The organism is Amycolatopsis acidicola, assembly GCF_007713735.2.
Taxonomy (GTDB): Bacteria; Actinomycetota; Actinomycetes; order Mycobacteriales; family Pseudonocardiaceae; genus Amycolatopsis_E; species Amycolatopsis_E acidicola.
Genome location: NZ_VMNW02000024.1, coordinates 18,320 through 38,109, shown reverse-complemented (window position 1 = coordinate 38,109; position 19,790 = coordinate 18,320). Strand labels below are relative to the sequence as shown.

The following is a 19,790-nucleotide window of genomic DNA, read 5'->3' as shown; positions in this document are numbered from 1 at the left end:
TCGTCACCCGTGCGCTGCTCGAACACGGGCTGCAGGCGACAGCCGAACGCCTCCCGAACGGCAGGCTTTCGCTGCGGGTGACCAGGCTCGGCACCCGGCAGCACGAGTTCAGCGTGCTGGTCGAGGACAGCGACGAGCTGTGGCAGGTCTACCGCGATCTGCGGGTCAGCCAGCTGCCCGCCGACGAAAGCTTCACGGTGCGCCGGGGCAACGAGTACACGGTGCCGTTGCCGCTGGGCAGGCTCGGCGTGTCCGTGCCCGCATTGCTGGCCGACCAGGTCCTCCTGATCACCCGGGCGAGGCTGCGTGCCGAGCTACTGCCGCGGAACCTGACCCGGCTCGGCTGGTCGCATGAACTCCCGATGTCGCCGGAGTACGCGACGAGGGTGGCCAGGATCGCCGGTGCCACGTTCGGCGGCAGCTTCGGGCGGCTCGACCCGGACGAGAACCGCCTGACGATGGTGATCCAGGTGCCGGCGCCGGGCGGGAGCGCCGTCCGGCGGGAGACCGACGTCCGGCTCGCCGTGGTCGTCCGGCCCGATCTGGAGGAGCCGCGCCTGCGGCTGCACACGAGGGGTGTCTCGACACTCGAGCTGCCGCCGGGGCTTTCGGAGAACGACCAGCTGATCGCGGTCATCGGCGGCTTCCGCGACCTGCTCGCGTTCCGCCACCTCGCCTACGGGGACACGGAGATCCCCGGACCGTCCACTCCGGACAATTTCCGGCAGGCGTTCGACCTCACCGAGAGGCTGGTCACGCGGGTCGACCCCGACTGGCTCGCCCGGCACGCGGGGACGCCCGAGGAGCCGGCCGCCGAACCGGAGGGCACGGGCACGCCGGAAGCGGGCCCGCCGCTGACCACCGAACAGGTGGAACGAGCAAGGAAGGCCGTCGCCAACCGGGTTCGCGAACTGGGCATTTCGGTGTGGGCGCAGCTGAACAGCGAAGGCCACCTGCTGCTGAACCTGACCGATCAGCAGGGGCAGACGTTCACCGTGCTGCAGCGCGATTCCGGGGTCCCGTGGCAGTACTTCCGCGACGTGCGCGAATACCAGGCCAGGTACCAGGGCCGGTACCAGGATCTGCCGCCGATGCCCGCCGACTCGCAGGGCCTGCGCTCCGCCGAGTACGAGATCACCACGCCGTGGTCGCGGCTCGGGGACGCGGCGTTCGCCGTCGCCGGCGACCAGATCCGGCTGATCACGTTGTCCCGCCTGCGGAACCGGTCCATGCCCGCCGAGGCGCGGCCGGTGCCGGGGCCGCCGGTGGCCGATCCGGTGCTGGAGTCGGTCACCAGGGTCGCGCCGCTGCTCTTCCCGCAGCTGACCGCGGAAACCCAGGCGGGCCAGGACATCCCGACGCTCGTGTTCGACGACGGGCACGACGACTTCCGGCTCCAGGTGGCGACGGTGCGGGACCTGCGCACGCCGCGGCTGGTACTGACGACCGCGGAACGGAACGTGCACCGCCTCGAGCTGCCCGCCACCGCGTCCGGGCCGGAAAACCACCGCGCGATCCTGGCCGCGCTGCGCGACGTGCTCGCCCACCGGGCGTGGATCACCGGTGAGGCCGAACTGCCGAGGGTGGACGAGAACTGGGCCAGGGAAACGGAACTCGCCGCGGTCGCGAGGCTGATGGGCCGTCCGGCGCCGGAGGGGCTGGACGCGGTGCGCGCCCGGCTACTGGCCGAGCGCATCGAACTCGACCCGCTGTCCGCGGACCTCGGTCTGCTCGCCGAAGCGCTGAGCGATCCGGCGGTGCTCCGCCACCGAGGTGATCTCGGGGCGCGCTTCACCCGGCTTCGCGCGGCGGCCGAAGCCGAGCTCGAGCCGGGGACCATGCGGCCGGCGGACCCCGTCGTCGCGGCCGAGCCCGAGGCGATCGTCGGCAGCTCGATGCTGGAGGCGATCCGCAACTCGGTCCAGACTTCGATCCAGGAGTACGGCGCCGACGTCAGCGTCGAGATCTCACCGGAGGACCGCGAGCAGATCCTGGTGCGGGTCCACCGCCGCGGCGCGGGTACTGCGGAGATCGTGCTGCGCGACGGCGGCGAGGTCGTGGACCGCTGGTCCTCGTTGACCGGTACCGGCACCGAAGGCGAGCTCTGGCCGGTGTACCAGCAGCTTCGCGACGAGGTGCCGATCGGCCCGGAGGCGTTCCTGCAGGAGGACGGCGCCTATCGCGTGGTGGCCCCGATCCGGCACCTCGGTTCGCAGGCGCCCACGCTGATCGCCGACCAGGTGCGGCTGATCCTGGCCGACCAGCAGGCGAGCAACCCTCGGCCGCTGCACCTGCTCGCGGCGGGCGGGCCGGTCAGCGGCGACGCGGCGAAGCACGCGGCCGCGATCGCGGGCGGCCTCTACCTCGACGACCTGGATGCCGGGCAGGTGCGGCGATCCGGCGACGAGGTGCTGGTGGTTTTCCGTGACCGCCTGGGAAATCCCGTCGAGCTGACCGTCGCCACGCTGGCCGGGCTCCGCAGCCCGCGCATGGTGCTGACCGGGGCGAAGCCGGACCACTACCGGCTCGAACTGCCTGCCGGGACGAGTGAGGACGATCAGCGGTTCGCGATCATCGCGGGGCTGCGCAACGTGCTGACTTACCGGTTCGTGGTCTACGGCGTCGGCGATCTGCCGCAGACCCGCGTGCAGTGGGCGCGCAACAAGACCAGGGGCGTCGCCGCCAGGATGTTCGGCTACGACCCGGAAAACCTGGCGCAGCGGGAGGCGTTCGCCGCGTTGCGCGAGCGGCACCGCATCCGGTTGCGCCCGTACACCACCGACCTGATCGCGCTGGCCGAGGCGCGCGAGTACGTCCGGCGAAACCCGGGAACCGACCTCGGCGACGCGTTCCGGGCGAAGAAGGAACAGCTGCGCCCCGCCGTCTCCACCGACCGCGCCAACAACGACCAGGCGTGGGACGAGGCGGCCGCGGGTCTCCGGGTGCTGCTCGGGGACGCGGTGAGCGACGTGCGCGCGATCGTCAGCGGGCAGCTCAACCAGCAGCGCACGATCCTCGTCACCGACCATCAGGGCCGCACCTACTCGATGTGGGTGTCCTGGCACGCCGATCTCGCGCGGCCACGGGTCCGGTATTCGTTGCGGGACTTCTACGCCTACCGCGTCGAGCTGCCCGCCGATCTGGTCGGCGCCCCGGAACCGGACGATTTCCAGCCAGACAGCAGGGAAATGCTGCTGGCACTGTTCGAAGGCGCCCAGTCGACGCTGGACTTCGGGCGCAGGCTGCACGACGCGTTCGCCGACCCGGACGTCGTGCGCCGCCTGCTCGACCACCCCGCCGTGCTGCCGCTGAACGAGATCTACGAACGCTTCGGCGAGCACCTGCCAGCCGCCGTGCAGGTCGCCGCCGCGTTCGGGATGGACGCGCTGCGCGAGCTGTACGAAGCACAGGCCGAACGCGGCTGGGCCGAGCCGGTGCCCGCCGGGCACGACCGGTTCATGCTGGACATCCTGTTGCGCGCCGCGCTGCGGGAGCTGCTGAGCACGGCGGAGCCGGTCGCCGAACCGCGGTCGATCGAGGACGCCGCGCGGTGGTTCGGCTACGCCCCGGAGGACCCGGCCGAACTGGAGGCTTTCGAGCAGTTCCTGCGTGACGAAGGGCTTTCCGCCCGCCCGACGCCCGCGCAGCTGGTGCGCCTGCGCGATGTCGCGGTCGATCTGACCGTGCTGCACGACGTGCTCACGCCGACGGCGCGCAGGCAGTTCCTCGACGAGCACCAGGGCTGGCTCGGCGACGCCGTCCGCGTCCGGCCGGACGGCCTGCAGCCGCTCACCTTCGTACGTGACTCGACGACGGCGGACACCCTCGCGCAGCCGCCACAGCTCGGCCGCGAACAGAAGGACCGCCGCGACCGCATCGCGCAGGAACTGCTGAGCGCTTCCGGTGCCGCGCAACCGGTTCGCCCGGAAACGCTGGAGTACATCGAGACGATCAGCGGCGCGTACGGGCTGAACTACACGTCGTGGTTCATCGGCCAGCTGCCGGGTGCCGCGATCACGACCGGGCACGCGGAGCGCGACTTCGACGGTGCCGCCGAGCCGGCGCGGACGGTCGAGCCCGCCCGGCCCGCGACCACGCGCCCGCCGGACGCGCCGGCTTCGATCACCGGCGACGGCCGGAAGTTCGGTTTCTCCAAGCTGTTCGCGAAGGGCTCGGTCAAGGCGTGGGGCCCGAAGCCCGCCGAACGGTTGCGGCTGCTGGGCGACGTCAACGCCCACGTGCTGCGCTCGGAGCCGCGGCAGCGGAGCCTGGCCCGCGCGCTGGCGCGTGCCGCCAAGGCGACGAGGCTGTACGAGCAGCGGATCGCGGACGTGCGGTGGCTCGTCCGCGCCGGCGTGGAGTTCAAGCAGAAACAGGGCATTCCCGTCCCGATGGACGATCCGGAGGTCGTCGCCGACGTCGCCCGGATCTACCGGCTGTCCCCGCAATTGGTGGCGTCGCTGGTGCTGGACCCTGGCACGCCGGTCGACCCGCCGCCCGCGCTGCACGCGCGGATCCTCGAAGCGGACAACTGGGAGGACGTCAAGCTGCTCATCGAGCAGCACGTGCAGCGGCTGAGCCGCACGCTGGACCAGGCGACCGACCAACTGGAACGGGAAGAGGGCGCGTGGCTCCGCTTCAGGGAGACCACGCTGGCGGTGATCGAGCGGAGCGGGCAGGAGGCCGCCGACCGCGGTCTCGGCGCCAAGGCGCGCGAAGCGATCCTCGACGAGGCTCGCGCCCGGCTGATGGCGGTCGCCACTAGGCCGGTGCTCGCCGAGGTCGGCACGACCGAGCTGCCGGACCTGGCCCGGCCGCGCCGCCGCCCGCTGCTGCGCCACCGCCGCGGCATCCGCGGGGAACTGGTCGCGGCCCGGTACGAGGCCGAGCCACAGCGCCACGCCGCCGAGGTCGAGTACTTCGAGTCGGTCGCCGAGCTCCGCTCCGCCAGGGCCGCGGTGCTCACGGAACGCATGCGGATCCCGCACCTGCTGCGGATCACCGCGGGCGACACCGATGCCGTGGCCTCGATCCTGGGCCTGCCGGTGCAGTACGTCGCTTCTCAGCGGATGGCCAACGCGGTCGCCGACGACCGGCCCGCGACCGAAGTGCTGCGGGACCTGGCGGCGAAGGCGCAGACGAACCAGGACCGGCTCCGGGCCGCGATCGAGCGAGTGCGGGAGGCCGAGCGGCAGCGGCGCGACAGTCACGTGGTCTACGTCCGCGCGATGCAGGCGGTGGTCGTCAAGGCGGGCAAGGAAAAACTGGAGAACCGGGAGATCGCCCGGCTGTCCGGGCTGACGTTCGACGCGGTCAGCACCATCACGCGCAACCCGGAGATGCTGCCGGACGCGCCGCGGCTCCCGGTCGTCGACGCGTCGCTCGACCTGAGCCTCGCGCTGACCCGCGACCGCCCGTCCGCGGGACTGGAGGACGTGCCCGACCGGATGGCCGCCTTCGCCGCGCTCGACTCCGGCAGCACGGTGCTTTCCGAGGACCTGCAAGCGCTCGGTGTTTCGGAACGGGTGGCCGGCCGGGTCGGGAAACCGCGCCGGTGGGCGTTCTTCCACGACATCCACATGCACCCCGAGGGCTACGACGCCGGGCGGTACATCACCTACGAGAACCTGTTGCGCTGGCTGCGCAGGCAGGGCCTGCCCAACATCGTGGTCGCCTCACCGATCCCGCAGCGCGGGATCGGGCTGGTCGCGGGCTCCACCGGCTCCTGGTACTACGGCCTGATCAACGTGCTGCGCATCGGGTTCGTTTTCCGGGTGCCGATGCTGAACATGCACGGCAAGCTCTCCGACGTCCGGTTCTTCGACGCGCGCGAACGCATGTCGGAGGAGGAGCAGGCGCGCTGGTTCCCCGGGATCTCGGGTTCGCGGGTGGACATGCCGGGCGTCGGCGGCTACCTGATGTCGAAGCTGATCATGCACGGCGAGGCCGCGCGCTACCTCGCCGAGACGACCTTCGCCAAGGAAGCCGTCAAACCGCTGCTGCAGCGGGAAGCCAGCGAGGTGCTCAACCCGGAGTGGGTGCCGTTCGTCGGCAAGCTCACCTCCGCGGCGATGATGGTCAAGGAGGACCTCGCTTCCCGGCCGTCGATCCGCAGGCTCTTCGAAGAGCTCGCGGCGGACCACCCGGACCTGCGCGAGCTGTTCCCCGCCGACGGTGGCCTCTCCGAGCTGGGACAGCTGGAGTTCTCCGACAAACTCACCGAGGCGCTGCCGCAGATCCGGGCGCTGCTCAAGGAAGCAGGCCGCGAGCGGGAGCTGAACAGCCTGCCGGAGATGCTGCCCGGCGTCTACAACCCGCACCTGCTGGAGCTACTGCGCGCGATCTCGCTCACCGGCCAGGTGCTGATCCTGCACAACGACATGGGCCAGGCCCTGCTGCGCCCGAACGGCCTGTTCAAGGCCGCCCCGCCGGACGAGCGCAACCTCGCCCCGATGGCGTATCTGTTGCAGCAGGAGGAGTTCAAGGACGCGAACGTCGTCTGGGCGCATCTGGGCGTCGGCAGCTGGACCACGCTCACCGTCGAGCACTTCGCGCGCCTGCAGTGGCTGCTCGACACCACCAACGTCAAACTCGACATCTCGTGGAACGTGCTGGAGCAGCACATCAACGCCGATCCCGAGGTGCGGGAGGCGTTCATCCAGTTCGCGATCCGCAACCACCGGCGGCTGCTGTTCGGCACCGACTCGGTCAACCCGCAGCCCAGCGGGCACTACCTGCGGCATTTCAACGACATGACGCCGCTGCTGGAGGAGATCGCGGAGCGCGCGGGCGAGGAGGTCGTGGAATCGATCCTGCACGGCAACTTCGCGCGCCTGCACGAGGAGGCGGGCCGCCGCACCGCCGAGTTCGCGTTCAACGAGATCAGTTCGGGCGCCTGGGACCACTTCATCGGCGAGCTGTCGGAGGAACGCCAGGACCGGATCAAGGACTGGGTCGACGAGAAACGCAGCGAAGGCTGGCAGCGGAAGACCGGGTACAAGGCGCAGGGGCCCGGTTTCGGGATGGAGTCGCTGGCCGATCACCTCCGCGTCCGGCCGGACGTCTGGCAGCACAACCCGCAGATCATGGCGGGCAAGCGCTGGTACGACGCGGCGGACGGCCGCGTCGCGGCGGGCTCCAACCCGCGCAAGTTGTTCCGTGCCGCGGCCACCGCCGCTTCCGGCGAGTTCCGCGAAGACCTCGGCGTGCTGCGCGACGCCGCGATCCAGCGCTGGCGCAACCGCGGTGGCCTGAAGGCCGCGGGGACCGTCGACGGGCTGTTGCACGGCGGCGGGACGATCGAGGCGCTCGTCGCCGGGGGCCGCGCACGCGACGCGGTCGAGGCGGGCGAGGAGTCCCGGCTGCGGATCAACCGGGGCGTCCGCGCGGACGAACGCGACAAGAAGCGGACGTACCGCGAAGCGTCCGAGCCGATGACGGCGGAGCAGCGTCAGTCCTTTGTGGACGAGATTCAGTCCGGTGTGGACGAGGCGGAGCGGGACCAGATCGCCGCCCGCGCCTCCATCGCCAGGGTGCGCGCGAGCTTCAAGCGGAAGGCGTTGCTCGGCTGGGGTGGCGTCGGCCTGGTCGCCGGCGGGGCGGCGGCCGCGGCCGTCACGGCGGGCGGGCCGCTCTGGGCGGTCCCGGCCACCGCGCTGGTGTTGCAGGGCATCAACGGCGCGGCGTTCGGGATCAGGTCGCTGCTCAACAACGCGAAGGTGGCGCACTCACAGGACAACCGCGTCAGCAGCGAGGCGCTCGTCGAACGCGGCAGGCTGGACTACCGGCTCGCGAGCAGGCTCGCGAAGATGATCAACGACTACATGCGGTACGACATCAACCCCGGCAACGAGTTCGCCGAAATCCTGGAGGAGGTGCGGCGGGAGGTGCTGCCGGACACCCGGCAGTTCCTGCTGGACTTCCAGGCGATCATCACCACCCCCCTGGCGGCAGGCGAGACCCAGTTCGACCGGCAGCAGCTGGCGATCGAGGAGTTCTCCCGGTGGCGCGACAAGGTGAACCGCTCGGTCGGCGGCACCACCGACTCGATCAGCAAGCTCGGCCCGCACGCGGGCAAGCTGGGCAAGGTCTTCTCCTCGGCGCTCGCCGCGAGCTGGGCGGGAAGCCTTGCGTGGCAGGTGTTTTCGGCGGTCACCCATAGCGGGCTGCAGTCCTGGACACAGGCCGCGTTCGCGGTGCCCTCGGCGCTGTTCCTCTCCTCGTCGCTGTCCAACGCGATCGGCGGGTTCGCGGGTTACGACAACACCCTGCTGCCGCGCTGGCGCCGGCTGCAGAACCTGCTGGCGTTCCCGTCGATGACGGTCGCCGCCGGGATGCTCACGGTCAGCTCGCTGTCGCCCGGTTCGTTCAACTGGACGCAGGCGCTCGTGAGTGCCTCGCTGGCCGGCGCCGGTGCCTACATCTCCAAGCTGGGCGTGCAGATCGAGCTCAAGATGGGCCGCGACAGCTCTCGCAAGGGGCCGGTCGCCAGCTACATCGCGAACTCCGCGCTGGCCTACTACAGCCTGACCGGGCTCGCGGCCGCCACCGGCACGTCCGGGCCGGTGCCGACGGCGGCCGGCACCGCGATCGCGTTGTCCGGGCCGACGATCTGGGCAGCCCGCGCCGCGTGGCTGCGGCTGCAGAAGTGGCGCGCGCAGCGTGCGCCCGAGGCGCCGGCGTACTCGGCGCAGCGCGTGGGTTCGACCCCGGTCGCGGCGAAGCTCCGCCCGCGCTTCGACCCGAAGACGTTCACGTCGGAGGCGGCGCGGGAGAAGCGCGCGGTCGCGGAGCTGCTCGCGGTCGAAACCCGGGATCCCGTTGCGGGGGAACAACTTGTGTGGGCCGGCGCGCCGGGACCGGAGCGTGAACTGTCCGAAGAGGACCGTCGTGCGCTCATCACCGCGGCGGCGGCCCGGCGGCGCGCGATGGCGGACACCGCGCCCGCCTTGCCACCGTCCCGTTCGCTGAGCCGGGAAATGGCGCTGCTCACCACGATCATCGAGGCGCAGGCGCCGAACCTGCACGCCGCGCAGGCGCTGGAGGGTGTGAACGAAGCGCAGCAGGAGCACAACGAAAGCGTTCGCACCCAGGGCAAGCGCATCTTCCGTGAGCGGCGTGCGGGGAGCGGGCCGCGGCGCACCGGGCCGGGTGAAGGCCCTGCGCACACGCGCCCCGGCGAGGATCCCGTGCACCGGCAGGGCTTCAACCAGGGCCCGCCGCCGGTGTGGGGCTCGGCGGACAACCTCGCTCGTGAGCTGTCCGACGCCGCCCGCATCCCCGTGGACTACGCGGAAATCCTTGGCCAGCACCGTGTCCTGCGCGTCCCGTGGATTCCGGTCGAGCACTTGGAAGCCCTGGTCCGCGGCGGCATCACGCACGCGCTGGTGCCGGACGAACTGCCGATCACCGACCTGGTCGAGGCGGCCGGGATCCATGTGGTGCCGATGAGCGAGCTGTCGCGCACCGCCGACGTGCTGGGGCAGCCGGACACCCGGCTGCTCGTGCTCACCGACGAGCCGGTGCCCGGCGCCGTCACGGTCAGCTACGCGGATCCGGCCGAACCGCTGGAGGAAACCTTCCACGAGGCGATCGTTTCGGCCGGGTTGCGGGAGACCGGGTTTTCGCTGCCGCTGGCGCCCTACGCCGGTGACCCCGATCTGCCGTTCGACACCGACCACGTGATCCACCTCGGCTTCTTCCCCCGCACCGTCACGGCTGCGCCCACCTCGCCGATGAAACCCGGGGAGGTGTTGGACCGCTTGCCTTTGCGCCCGTGGACGAGGCGTGGTGAGAGCACCGATCCCGTGGACGCGCAGGAGGCCGCGGCCGTCGCCTTCGCGCGGCACTCGGGCTGGGACCCGGAGCGGAAGGAAGGTCTGCTGCGGCTCGAGGACGGCAGGGAAGCGCGCTTCGGCGTCGCGCTCGACCCGGACCTGACCGCACCGGAACTGCTGGTGTTCCCCGGAAACCGGCTGGTGCTCGCCGTGCCGCCGGTGCTGGCCGCGGGCCCGCCGCGCGCGCTGTTGATGGGCCTCACGGTCAAGGAAGCGATCGACGCCGTGCGCGCCGACCCGGACCGGTTCCTGCGCGACGACGAGGATCCCGGCCAGGACGAGGGCGGCGATGGCACCGTTCCGACACCCCCGCCGACCGGCCCGCAGGGCGGCACCACGGCGCCGGAAAGCGCTTCCCCAGGAGAGACTCCGGACTCCGGCGGCACCCCGCCGCCGACAGCGCCGCCCGCCGCCCCCGCGCCGTTGGTCGATCCGACGGAACTGGCCATCGTCAAGGCGCTGCTGGTCGACCAGCGACTGCCCGCGTTGAAGGACCTCGTCGCCGAGTTCAACGACAACGGCGCCGAACCGCCGATCGCGCAGGACGAGCTGAGCACGAAACTGCTCGCGAACCTGCCGGCGGTGCTCGGCGGCACCGGGTACAAGCTCATGCACGGCGGGGTGACCCGCACCATCGGCTTCCGCGTGGGCAGGCCGGTCCGCGTCCCCGTGCCGATCACCGTGGACCGCCGGACCGGACTGCACTCCGGGCTGCCGCTGATCGGCGCGAACTCGGGCGACGTGCGCACCACCGAGGGCCGGGCCCGCGCGGCGGCCGGGCTCGGCGTCCAGGGCCGGTGGACCGGCCAGAAGACCACCACGGCGCAGGAACAGCGGATGGCCCGGCGCGGTTCCGGCGACGAGCACGAGGGCACCTTCGTCGCCTACGACCTGGACGCCACCCCGTGGGTCTACGACGGCAAGGGCTGGCGCGAGCTGGAGCGCCCGGCGGAACCGCTGCGGGTCTGGATCAACGCCGCGTACCAGCAGCCGGTCGGCGAGACCGTGGCGTTCGACCAGGCGGCCCGCGACGAACAGGAGTTGCTGCGGGCCGGGCGCCTGACCGCGCTCCAGGACGACGACGACCTCGCCGGCACGATCATGTCCGTCGTCCCGCGAGAGCGGCAGGAAGAGGTGCTGATCAACCTGCAGCGCCAGGAACGCACTCAGGAAGCGTTACGCGACAAGGGTTTCGGCTTCGTCCTGCGCGACGACGACGGCAAGCCCGAGTACGAGATCGTGCTGCGCACCGAGATCGACTGGGCCGCGGCCCGCCCCATGCACGCCGCGGCGCCCGGGATCCACCCCGGGCACAGCTCGATGGTCCGGCGCTCCACGGGCGAGACGGTCGAGCTGAACCGCGGGCTGCAGGGCGGGGTTTCGGCGGGCACCAAGGTCATCTGGGAGCACCGGCGGCTGGCGGGCAGCGCGGTCGATCTCAGCACCGGCTACGACATCGGCAGCGTTTCGTTCCCCGAGGGCTACGACACCAGGGCGCAGCACACCTACGCCGTCGAAACCAGGACGCGGATCGAGGTCCGCCGCGCGGGCAAGGCCACCGAGCAGTCGCTGGTGTACGGCGACGGGTATTTCGAGATCGCCGCGGAAGTGGCCGCCGCCAACGGGTTGCGGGTCGGGAAGAACGAGCTCCGCTACGACGGGAACGGCGCGATCGTCACGCGGGCGGTCGCGGTGCCGGACGTCGACGAGCACGGGGTGGCCCGCGTCGGCGAGAACGGCGAACAGTTCGTCGTGACACGGCAGGTGCCCGTGATGGTGGACGGCGGGTTCGAGGAACCCGTGGCGGAGCAGACGGCTTTGCGGCCCGCCGGCCCCGGTATGACCGACGACGTATGGCGGCTGTCCGGGCTCCACGAGGTGCAGCGGTTCATCGAGGAGCAGCTCGCCGAAGGCATCCACCCCGACCTCGACCGGGTGCTCGACCAGCTCTCGCCGGAGAACGCCACGCTGTGGCTGACCGAGGCGCTGCAGGACGGCTACCGGATCCCGCTGGCCGAGGCCGGTCGTCTCGGGGTGGCCGAGGAGGCGGAGGTCGTCGTCAAGGCGGTGTGGGACCTGGAAAAGGCGGAGCCGGTCGGGCGGCTGCCGCACGCCTCCCGCACGGTGCTCGACGCCGCGTCCGCGCAGGTGACCACGGCGACCACCTACTCCAGGACCTCCACCAAGGCGTTCACCGCCCTGCTGCGCGTCTACGACCGGGACCGCACCAACACCTACAGCACCGGCGACTCCCAGATCTGGCTCCAGTACGCGGGAAGCAGGCTGGACTACACGGGCCCGGCGGAGTTGTACCGGGTGCCGCTGCGCTGGGAGGTGACGGTCCGGCCCGCGCTGGCCGAGCCCGTCTCCCAGGACTTCCCCGGCCAGTTCGCCGAGGTGCTCACCGCCGCCGTGACCCCGGTGCGGGGCGAAAAAGTCCCGACCCCGTCCGGTGTTCCGGTGGAACTGCTGACCGCGGGCACCGCCCCGCAGGGACTGGACGCGCGCGGCCTGACCGCCGCGGTCGGCCGGACGTTGCGTGCCGGGGCGCCGCCCGCGGATGTCGGCAACGCCACCGTCCGGCCCCGGATCGGCCGCCTGCTCACCGACGGGATCCCGGTGCCGCACCGCGACCGCTCCGGCCGTCGCACCTGGATCACCGGCTCGGTCACCGCCGTGCAGGCCACCGGGCTGGTCGACGACGTGGCCGGCGGACCGTGGGCGCTCACCCTCGACGGCCAGGAATCCCTGCTGCGCCAGAGCAAAACGGGCACCACGACGCAGACAGCCGAGGTCGGCGGAGTACGCGGGGTGGTACTGGCCGGTGGCCGGACCGTGGAACGGCAGGGCCGCCCCGGCGGGACGGAGGAGCACTCCTCGGCGAACCCCGGCCCGGCGCTGATCCTCGAAGCCGCCATCGCGGCCACCGTGACGGGCGGCGGTCACGAAGAAGCCCTGCCGATGACGTACGAATGGCTGCTGCCCGCGACCAAGGTGCTCCAGTACTACGCCGCCGGGATGGACGTGGTGCTCCGCGCGGTCCCCGCGGACACGATCGCCGAGCTGCTCCGGCGGTGGCGGGACGGCCGATTCGACCTGGCCGCCGATGTCGCCGCCGGTGCCGTGCTGCGGCTGGGAGATCCCACGTTCGCCGCCGCCGCGTTGGCGCTGTACCCGGAGGCGGATCCCACGGCGGCCGATCCGCTGGCGGAGCTGAAGCGGGTGCACGAACGCCGGGACTACCAAGCCTTGGTGCGCGGCGGTTTCCAGCCGCCGTCGTACGCGCGGCTGCCCGGCAAGCCGGTGATCGGGCACGGGCTCGGCGCGGGCACGGTCACCGGCTGGCGGCAGGACCACGGCGAGGCCACCCCGTTCCGGCGCTCGATGCGCGTGCTCGCCCGGCTGATGCCCGACTACACCCAGGTCGCCGGCCTCGCCGAACGCGTCGGCGACGTGCTCGCGCCGGGTGCCGCGCTGAGCAACACGCTACGGCTCGCGATGGCCGAGGGCGGCACCGAGATCTACAGCGGACTGGTCCGGCGGCGCGGCCAGTGGATGCGGTTGAGCGGGCGCTACGAACTCGTCCCAATCGGCGAGCCGGTGCCGGTGGCGCTCGACCCTTCGGCGCGCAGCGAGGTCAAGAGCCGCGAGTGGCCGACGTGGAGCCGCGCGCGGATGCACCAGCGCGCGGCCGGGATCGGCGGTTCGGGCGGGTTCGTCGACGGCGGCGCGATGGCGGGCAGGCCCACCACACAGACCACCACGATGTCGTGGATGCGGCAGCAGGGCACGGTCGACCGCGACGGCGCCGTCGTGTTCCACCAGCGGTACGAAGCCCGGTTCACCTGGGAGCTGGAACCGGCGCGGGCCTGGCTGACCGACCGGATCCTGGCCAAACAGCCCGGCGAGGAACGGCACGAGGCGTCCACCGGGACGCTGACCATCAGCTATCCGCAGGCGAAGGTGGCGCGCGCGCCGATGGGCCCGGAGCTGCCGCCGGACTACCGCCGGGTGGAGACCTTCCCGGTCGGGCTGGCCAGCACGCCACTGGAAATCGGGTATCAGTCGTTGTTGCCCGCAGCCGAAAACGTCGTGCGGAAGCTGTTGAAACCGCACCGCGCGGCCGCGGCGCTGCACACGCTGCGGCACCTGTTCACCGCGAACCAGGGGCCGACGAAGTGGCCGGATCTCGCGGCGTGGTGGGTGGACCTGGCCAAGTTGCCCGCCACCGCCGACGACCTGCTGGCGCTGCGCGTGCGGCTGCGGGGCGAGCCGCAGGTGGAGATCGTCCGGCGGTACAGCACCGGCGGGCTGCAGCAGGCGGACTGGTCGGAAAAGACCCGCATGATCGAGCGCGGCTCGCATCGCGGCGGGACGTTCGGCGGCGGCGTGTCCGTCGTGTCCGGTGAGCGCGGCAAGGACAACTCCCGCGGTTCGCAGAGCCAGGTCGGCCACCGGCACGGGCTCGGCGGGGAGAGCACCAGCCCGCAGGTCGAGGTCCGGGTCCGGCTGCGGTTCGAGGTCGGCGGGGAGCTCAAGGGTGCCGTCGCCACCGCGGACACCGGCATGGTCGACGTCGTGCTGCAGCTGCACGAGCACGAAGTTCCCTTGCTGCGGCAGCGAATCATGGCCCGCGACGCGTGGCGGCTCAGCGAGGACGTGCCCGGACTGGATGAGCGAGCGCGGGAACTGCTCGCGCGGCGGCGCCAGGCCGCGCAGGAGCGTCCGCTCGACCTCGACCCGTTGTTGCGTGAGGCCGCCCGGCGTCCTGGCTACGAATCCCATGCGGCGCACCGGAAACTCGCCGAGGTGGTGCGCGAGGCGCGCCCGGAGCAGACCGAGCCGGGTGGCCTGCTGGTCGTGACCACGGACCGAACCGAGGCCATCGCGCAAGCGAACGTCGAACTCGCCGCGCACGTGCTGGCCTTCCTCGCCGAGCACGCGCCCGGCGCGGACGGAATGCGCGCCGTGGCGGAGCAACTCGGCCGGACGGCGCGCGACGTGCTCGCCACCCGTGAAGCCCGGACGCAGGCGGCGGTGCGGTACCTGGCCGAGGGGGCGAACGCCACGCCGGAGCACGCGCTGGCGCACGCCGAAGCGCACCGGGCGGCAGGGGAAGCGCTTACTCGTTGGCACGAGGCTTACGCGATCGCGAACACCGCGTTCGCCGAACTACCGTCCGAAGTGGACTTCGACGTTTCGCTCGACGCGGGCGGCCTGTTGCTGGACCGGGTCGAACTGATGCGGGGCGTCGCGGCCGAACTGTCCACCGACGAGCGGAGCGCCGTCGAGATCGAACTCGCCGAAACCGAACCCGACGGCAGCATCAGCCGGTACCGGATCCTCGGCGACGGCCAGGTGCACGTCCTGCACACCGAACACCCGCGCGACCAGCTCACCGAGATGCAGCAGGCCGAGGTGAAGGCCAAGCGGCTGGATCTCGACGCGTTGCGCGTGCGCGCCACCAGGACCGGGATGCCGCTGACGCAGCTGGTGCGCGACGCCTACAACGAGGAAGCCGTCGCGGACGCATGGGCGGGCAGGCCGGTGGACGGCCGGCCGCAAGAGCCGCGAGCCGCGGTGCCCGCAGGCTTCGCCGAAGCGCTCGGCGAGCTGCTGCCCCTGCTCGGGGGTGCGCGGAACCTCATGGCGCACAACATGTTCCAGCTTTCCCAGGGCAACGCCGAAGTCGATCTTGCGGAGCTGTTCCGGGTACACGGGCCCGACCGGTTCACCGCCGCGGTGGCCACCGCGCTCGTGCGCGGGATGGCTTTCGCGGCCGACGCGGACGCGGAGTTGATCGAACTTCCCGCCGCTCCCAGCGCGGGCGCGCTGACCGCGCTGGCCACTGTGGCTCCGAGGCAGCACGCCGGACTGGCCGCGCTGTTCGGCTTCGGCCCGGACGAGGTCGGCGAGTTCGAGCAACTGCTGCTGCGCACCGGTGTGGACGCCGCCACCAGCACCGCACAGGCCGTCCTGCTCGACATCGCGGCCGAGCTGGTCCTGGTGCACGACCGCGCCGAACCCTGGCAGCGCAGGCAGCTGATCGAGGTCGATCCCGGCTGGCTGGACTCGATGTTCTGGCTGCGGCCCGTGGCGCTGGCCCCGCTGCCGCCGGCGCCCGCCGATCCCGACCTGGTCGCCACCACCAGGGCCGTGCTCCACCGCTTCCGCCACGGCGCGCTCGTCGGCGAGCAGTACCGGGGGCCGGCGGATTCCTCCGAGCACACCGAACTGGTCCGCTCCGCGATCTACCACTACGGGGTCCCCTACGGCGCGCTGGTCGCGGCGACGCTGCCCGGCGCGAAACGGATCGGCAGGCTCCCGGCCACCGACTTCGCCTTCACCACCGGTGATCCGAACGCGCCGAGCATCGGCCAGACCCGGCGGCTGAACCAGGGAATGCTTCGCGCGCAATGGATTCCGGCCGGGCCGGACTCGCTCGGGCGCGCGCTGCGGCTGCTGGGCGCCGACGTGCCGGAGTCGGTCACCGAGGCGGATCTGGCCGCACAGCGGGAAATCGCGGTGGACATCGTCGAACCCGACGGCAGGCTCCGCCACCTCGGCGGCGACGGCCCGGCGGTGCTGGTGCTGAGCACCGGGACGCACCACATGCCCGCCGTGCCGGTGGCGGCGGCGTCCGGCCCGGCCGAGGTGCCGGCGGTGTTCGCGCCCTGGCGGGTCGCGTCGGTGGTGGCGGATCTGCGGGACGAGACACTCGCCGAGGTCGCCGTGGCCGCGGCGCCGGTGCTCACGGAGGTGCTCGACGGCGTCACCGAGGACGAGGCGCGCGAGACGGTCCGGCGGCTCGTCGAAGGGCTGTTCGAGCTGAGCCCGGAAGGCGTGCGGACGCAGTTGAGGGCGCCGGCGTGGTCGGTGCCGGGGCGCGCCGCGGCGGACCCGACGGTGCGCGCGGTACTCGACGACACCCGCCGGATGGGCGTGCGGCTGGGCCGTTTCGACGCCGCCGGCAACCGGCTGCGTGACGTGACGGTGGCCGATGTCGTGGCCGCGATCCTGCACGAGGCGGCGCACGCCCTGCAGGGCGAGCCGACGGGGCTGACCGCCGCGCAGGTGGTGGCGCGGGAGATCGGCGCGCACGAGGCCGAGCGGCGGTTCCTCAAGCTGTTGCCGGGCGGCGTGCTGCCTGCCGAACTCGCCGCGATTCAGAGTCCCTTGTGGACGGAGGAGATGACCGAGGCGGTCGTCTCGCTGGCCGTCCATCCGGAGGACAGCGAGTACGTGCGTTCGCTGATCCAGCTGCGGCCGGGCTCGCCCGCGGTGCAGTACTCCCGCGCGGAACGGGATCCCGCCGAGCGGATCGTCGCGGGGCTCTCCGAGTTTTCCCTCGGGGGAGCCAGGTTCCGGCCCGAGGACACCGAGATCACCCGGGGCCAGGACGGCGTCCGGATGCGGTTCTCCCTCGGCGACGCGGGCACGGTGGAGTACCTGCTGCAGCTCGGGGACACCGCCTGGGCCGAGAACACCTCGATGGACGTCGAAACGCGCGGTCTCGCCGCGGCCCTGCACGCGCACTTCGACGACGCCCTCCGCGACGCCGGTTTCGCGTACGTCGAGGTGCCCGCGCCCGGCCGGGACTGGATGTCGCTGGTGCTCGACGGTTACGGCTGGGCGCCGACGCCCGCGGGTGAGCTGGCCGCGGGCTGGGCGTTGGACCTGCTCCGCGAGCAACGGCTGGTGCTGGAGCAGGTCCAGCACTCGCTGCTGGCAGGCATGGTGCCCTCCAACTACTTCACCGACGACGCCGACACCCTGCGCGCCGAGCTGCTCGCCGAGATCCACCACATCACGCAGCTCGAGGACGTCGCGGAAATCCACCGGTTCGGCACGCCGGGCTTCCCCGGCCCGGCGGATGTGCTGCTCGTCGGCCGGGCCGGGTGGACGGTCCTGGAGAGCCTCGGCCAGGTGCCGCTGCGTCGTGAACTGGACTCCGATCGCGCCCGCGCGACGCTCCCGTCTTCGGCCGAACCGGGCGCCGTGGTCCCGCGGGAGGTGCGCCGGGACGAGTTCACCGGTGGCTACCGCAACGCGGTGCTCGAACTGCGGAATTCCTTGCCCCACAACGACGTTCTCGTGGTCAACGGTGCCGGGGACCTCGTCGACGCGCTCCGCCCGTGGTACGTCGTGGTCGACGGGCCTGATGCAAACGGCGAGATCCGCATCGCGCTGCCGAGGCTGCTGCCGGACCTGCCCGAGGTGACAGCGGGGCCGCACCCGGAGGCCTCGATGCGGGCGGCGGCGGACCGCCTCGGCAGCGGGGAGCGGCTGCACTTGTCGGTGCGCCACAGTGAAATCGCCGAGCTGCCGAGGCTGATCGCCCAGCTGGCCGCGCTGGGGCTCAGCAACTTCCTCGTCGATGGCGACCACGGGAACAGGGTGGTGCTTTCGGCCGGGAAAACCGATGCGCGGTTCGTCATCGCGCTGAAGGACTGGAATTACCGGGAGCTGAGCCCCGGACTGCTGACCGCGATCGCGGACGTGCTGCCGCCGCGCGGCTACCTGAGCGTCACCACCGGTCCCGCGGACCTCGGCGAGCTCGTACATGTGTTGCAGGCCCACGAAATCCAGGCGGCGGCCTACCCCGCGCCCGACCGGACCGTGCTCACCGGCGCCAAACGCGATCCCGGCGGCGAAACAGCGACGCGGGTCCCGGACGACCGCCTACCCGCCGAACCGCCCACCGGCGACGAGTTCGACTTCGACGCCTGGAAGGGCTGGCTGGCGCGGGCGGAGGAGTTCGCGGTCACCTGGGACAAGCGCTGGACGGCCCGGTACGGGATCGCGAAACCGGACCTGAACCGGATCGCCACGCTGGCGGACGAGCTCACCTTCGAACTGCCCCACGTCGAGGCGGCCGGCCTCCTGGCCGAGTTGCACGACGCGATGCTGGCCGCCGCCGAAGGTCTGGAGCTCTGGCTGCGGGAGTCCACGCTCCTGCCGGAGCCACCGGCGCGGGACAAGCAGCTGGGCGTCGCCCGGCGAGCCGCCGCGCTGCGCGAGCAAGCGCCGCTCGGAAAGCGCACGCTCGAACTGATTCCGGTCGGCGGGAACTTCTCGCTCGGCTTGCTGCTCGCCGCGTTGCGCAGGCACCTCGGCCCGGAGGAAAACGCTTTCGGCGCCGCACACGGTTGGCGCGAAACCGGCTGGGAGCACGTGATCACGCTGCTGTCATTGACAGTCCAGCCCGGCGTCGTCCTCGGCTACTCGCTCGCCGACCTCATCGACGTGCTCGACGTGGCGGTCCACCGTGAGCCCCGGACCCCGAAGCTGGCCGGCTGGGTCGGGGAGGCACTGACAACCGCATACGCGCAGGCCGAAACCGAAACGGTGCGCGCCGCCGTGCTCCGGGCATTCGGGCACCTCACCGAGCTGACCGTCTTCATCGGAATGTGGCGGGACACGAGCCCCACGCGCACTCTTGAGGGTCTCATCAGGTTGGACGAGGCGATCGCGCACCTGCGGACCGAGCACGGCGTGCACCTCGAAGCACTCGCCACGCCACCGGTCGGCAAAACGGCCCTGGACGCGCTCCCAGCGCTGCCGGAATCGGTCGACGACACCGAGGAACTGTTCGGCTCGCTGCCGGAACGGCCGGCTCACCCCACCCGAGGCGAGGCGCGCGTCCTCGGCGGCGCGGGCGAGCACGCCAAGCGCAAACCGACCCTCCGAGACCGGGCTGTCAAACGCGCCACCGGCATTGCCGCCGGCGCGGGCGCTTTGCTGTGGCCCAACGCGGCGCGCCTGGTACGGCATTTCCTCGGCAACACCGGGGAAACGTTCCGGATCGAGCCCGGCGAGCTCGTGCGGGACCTGCCGGGCTTCGGCGAAGCGGTGCGCAGGCACGTGACCGCGGAGGCGCTGCAGCTCGTCAGGGACGCCGAAACTTCCCGCTACTACGGACCACGGCCGTTCTCGACGGGCTGGGTGCGTCAC

Annotated in this window: 1 protein-coding gene (cut by both window edges); it reads left to right on the top strand. The window is 72.0% G+C overall.

All 19,790 nt of this window come from inside a single coding sequence — locus FPZ12_RS18190, trypsin-like peptidase domain-containing protein (protein WP_150980394.1), on the top strand. Of the gene's 88,989 coding nucleotides, 52,063 precede the window and 17,136 follow it; the stretch shown corresponds to coding positions 52,064-71,853 (codon 17,355, partial, through codon 23,951, complete); the first complete codon in view begins at position 3. The start codon and the stop codon both lie outside this window.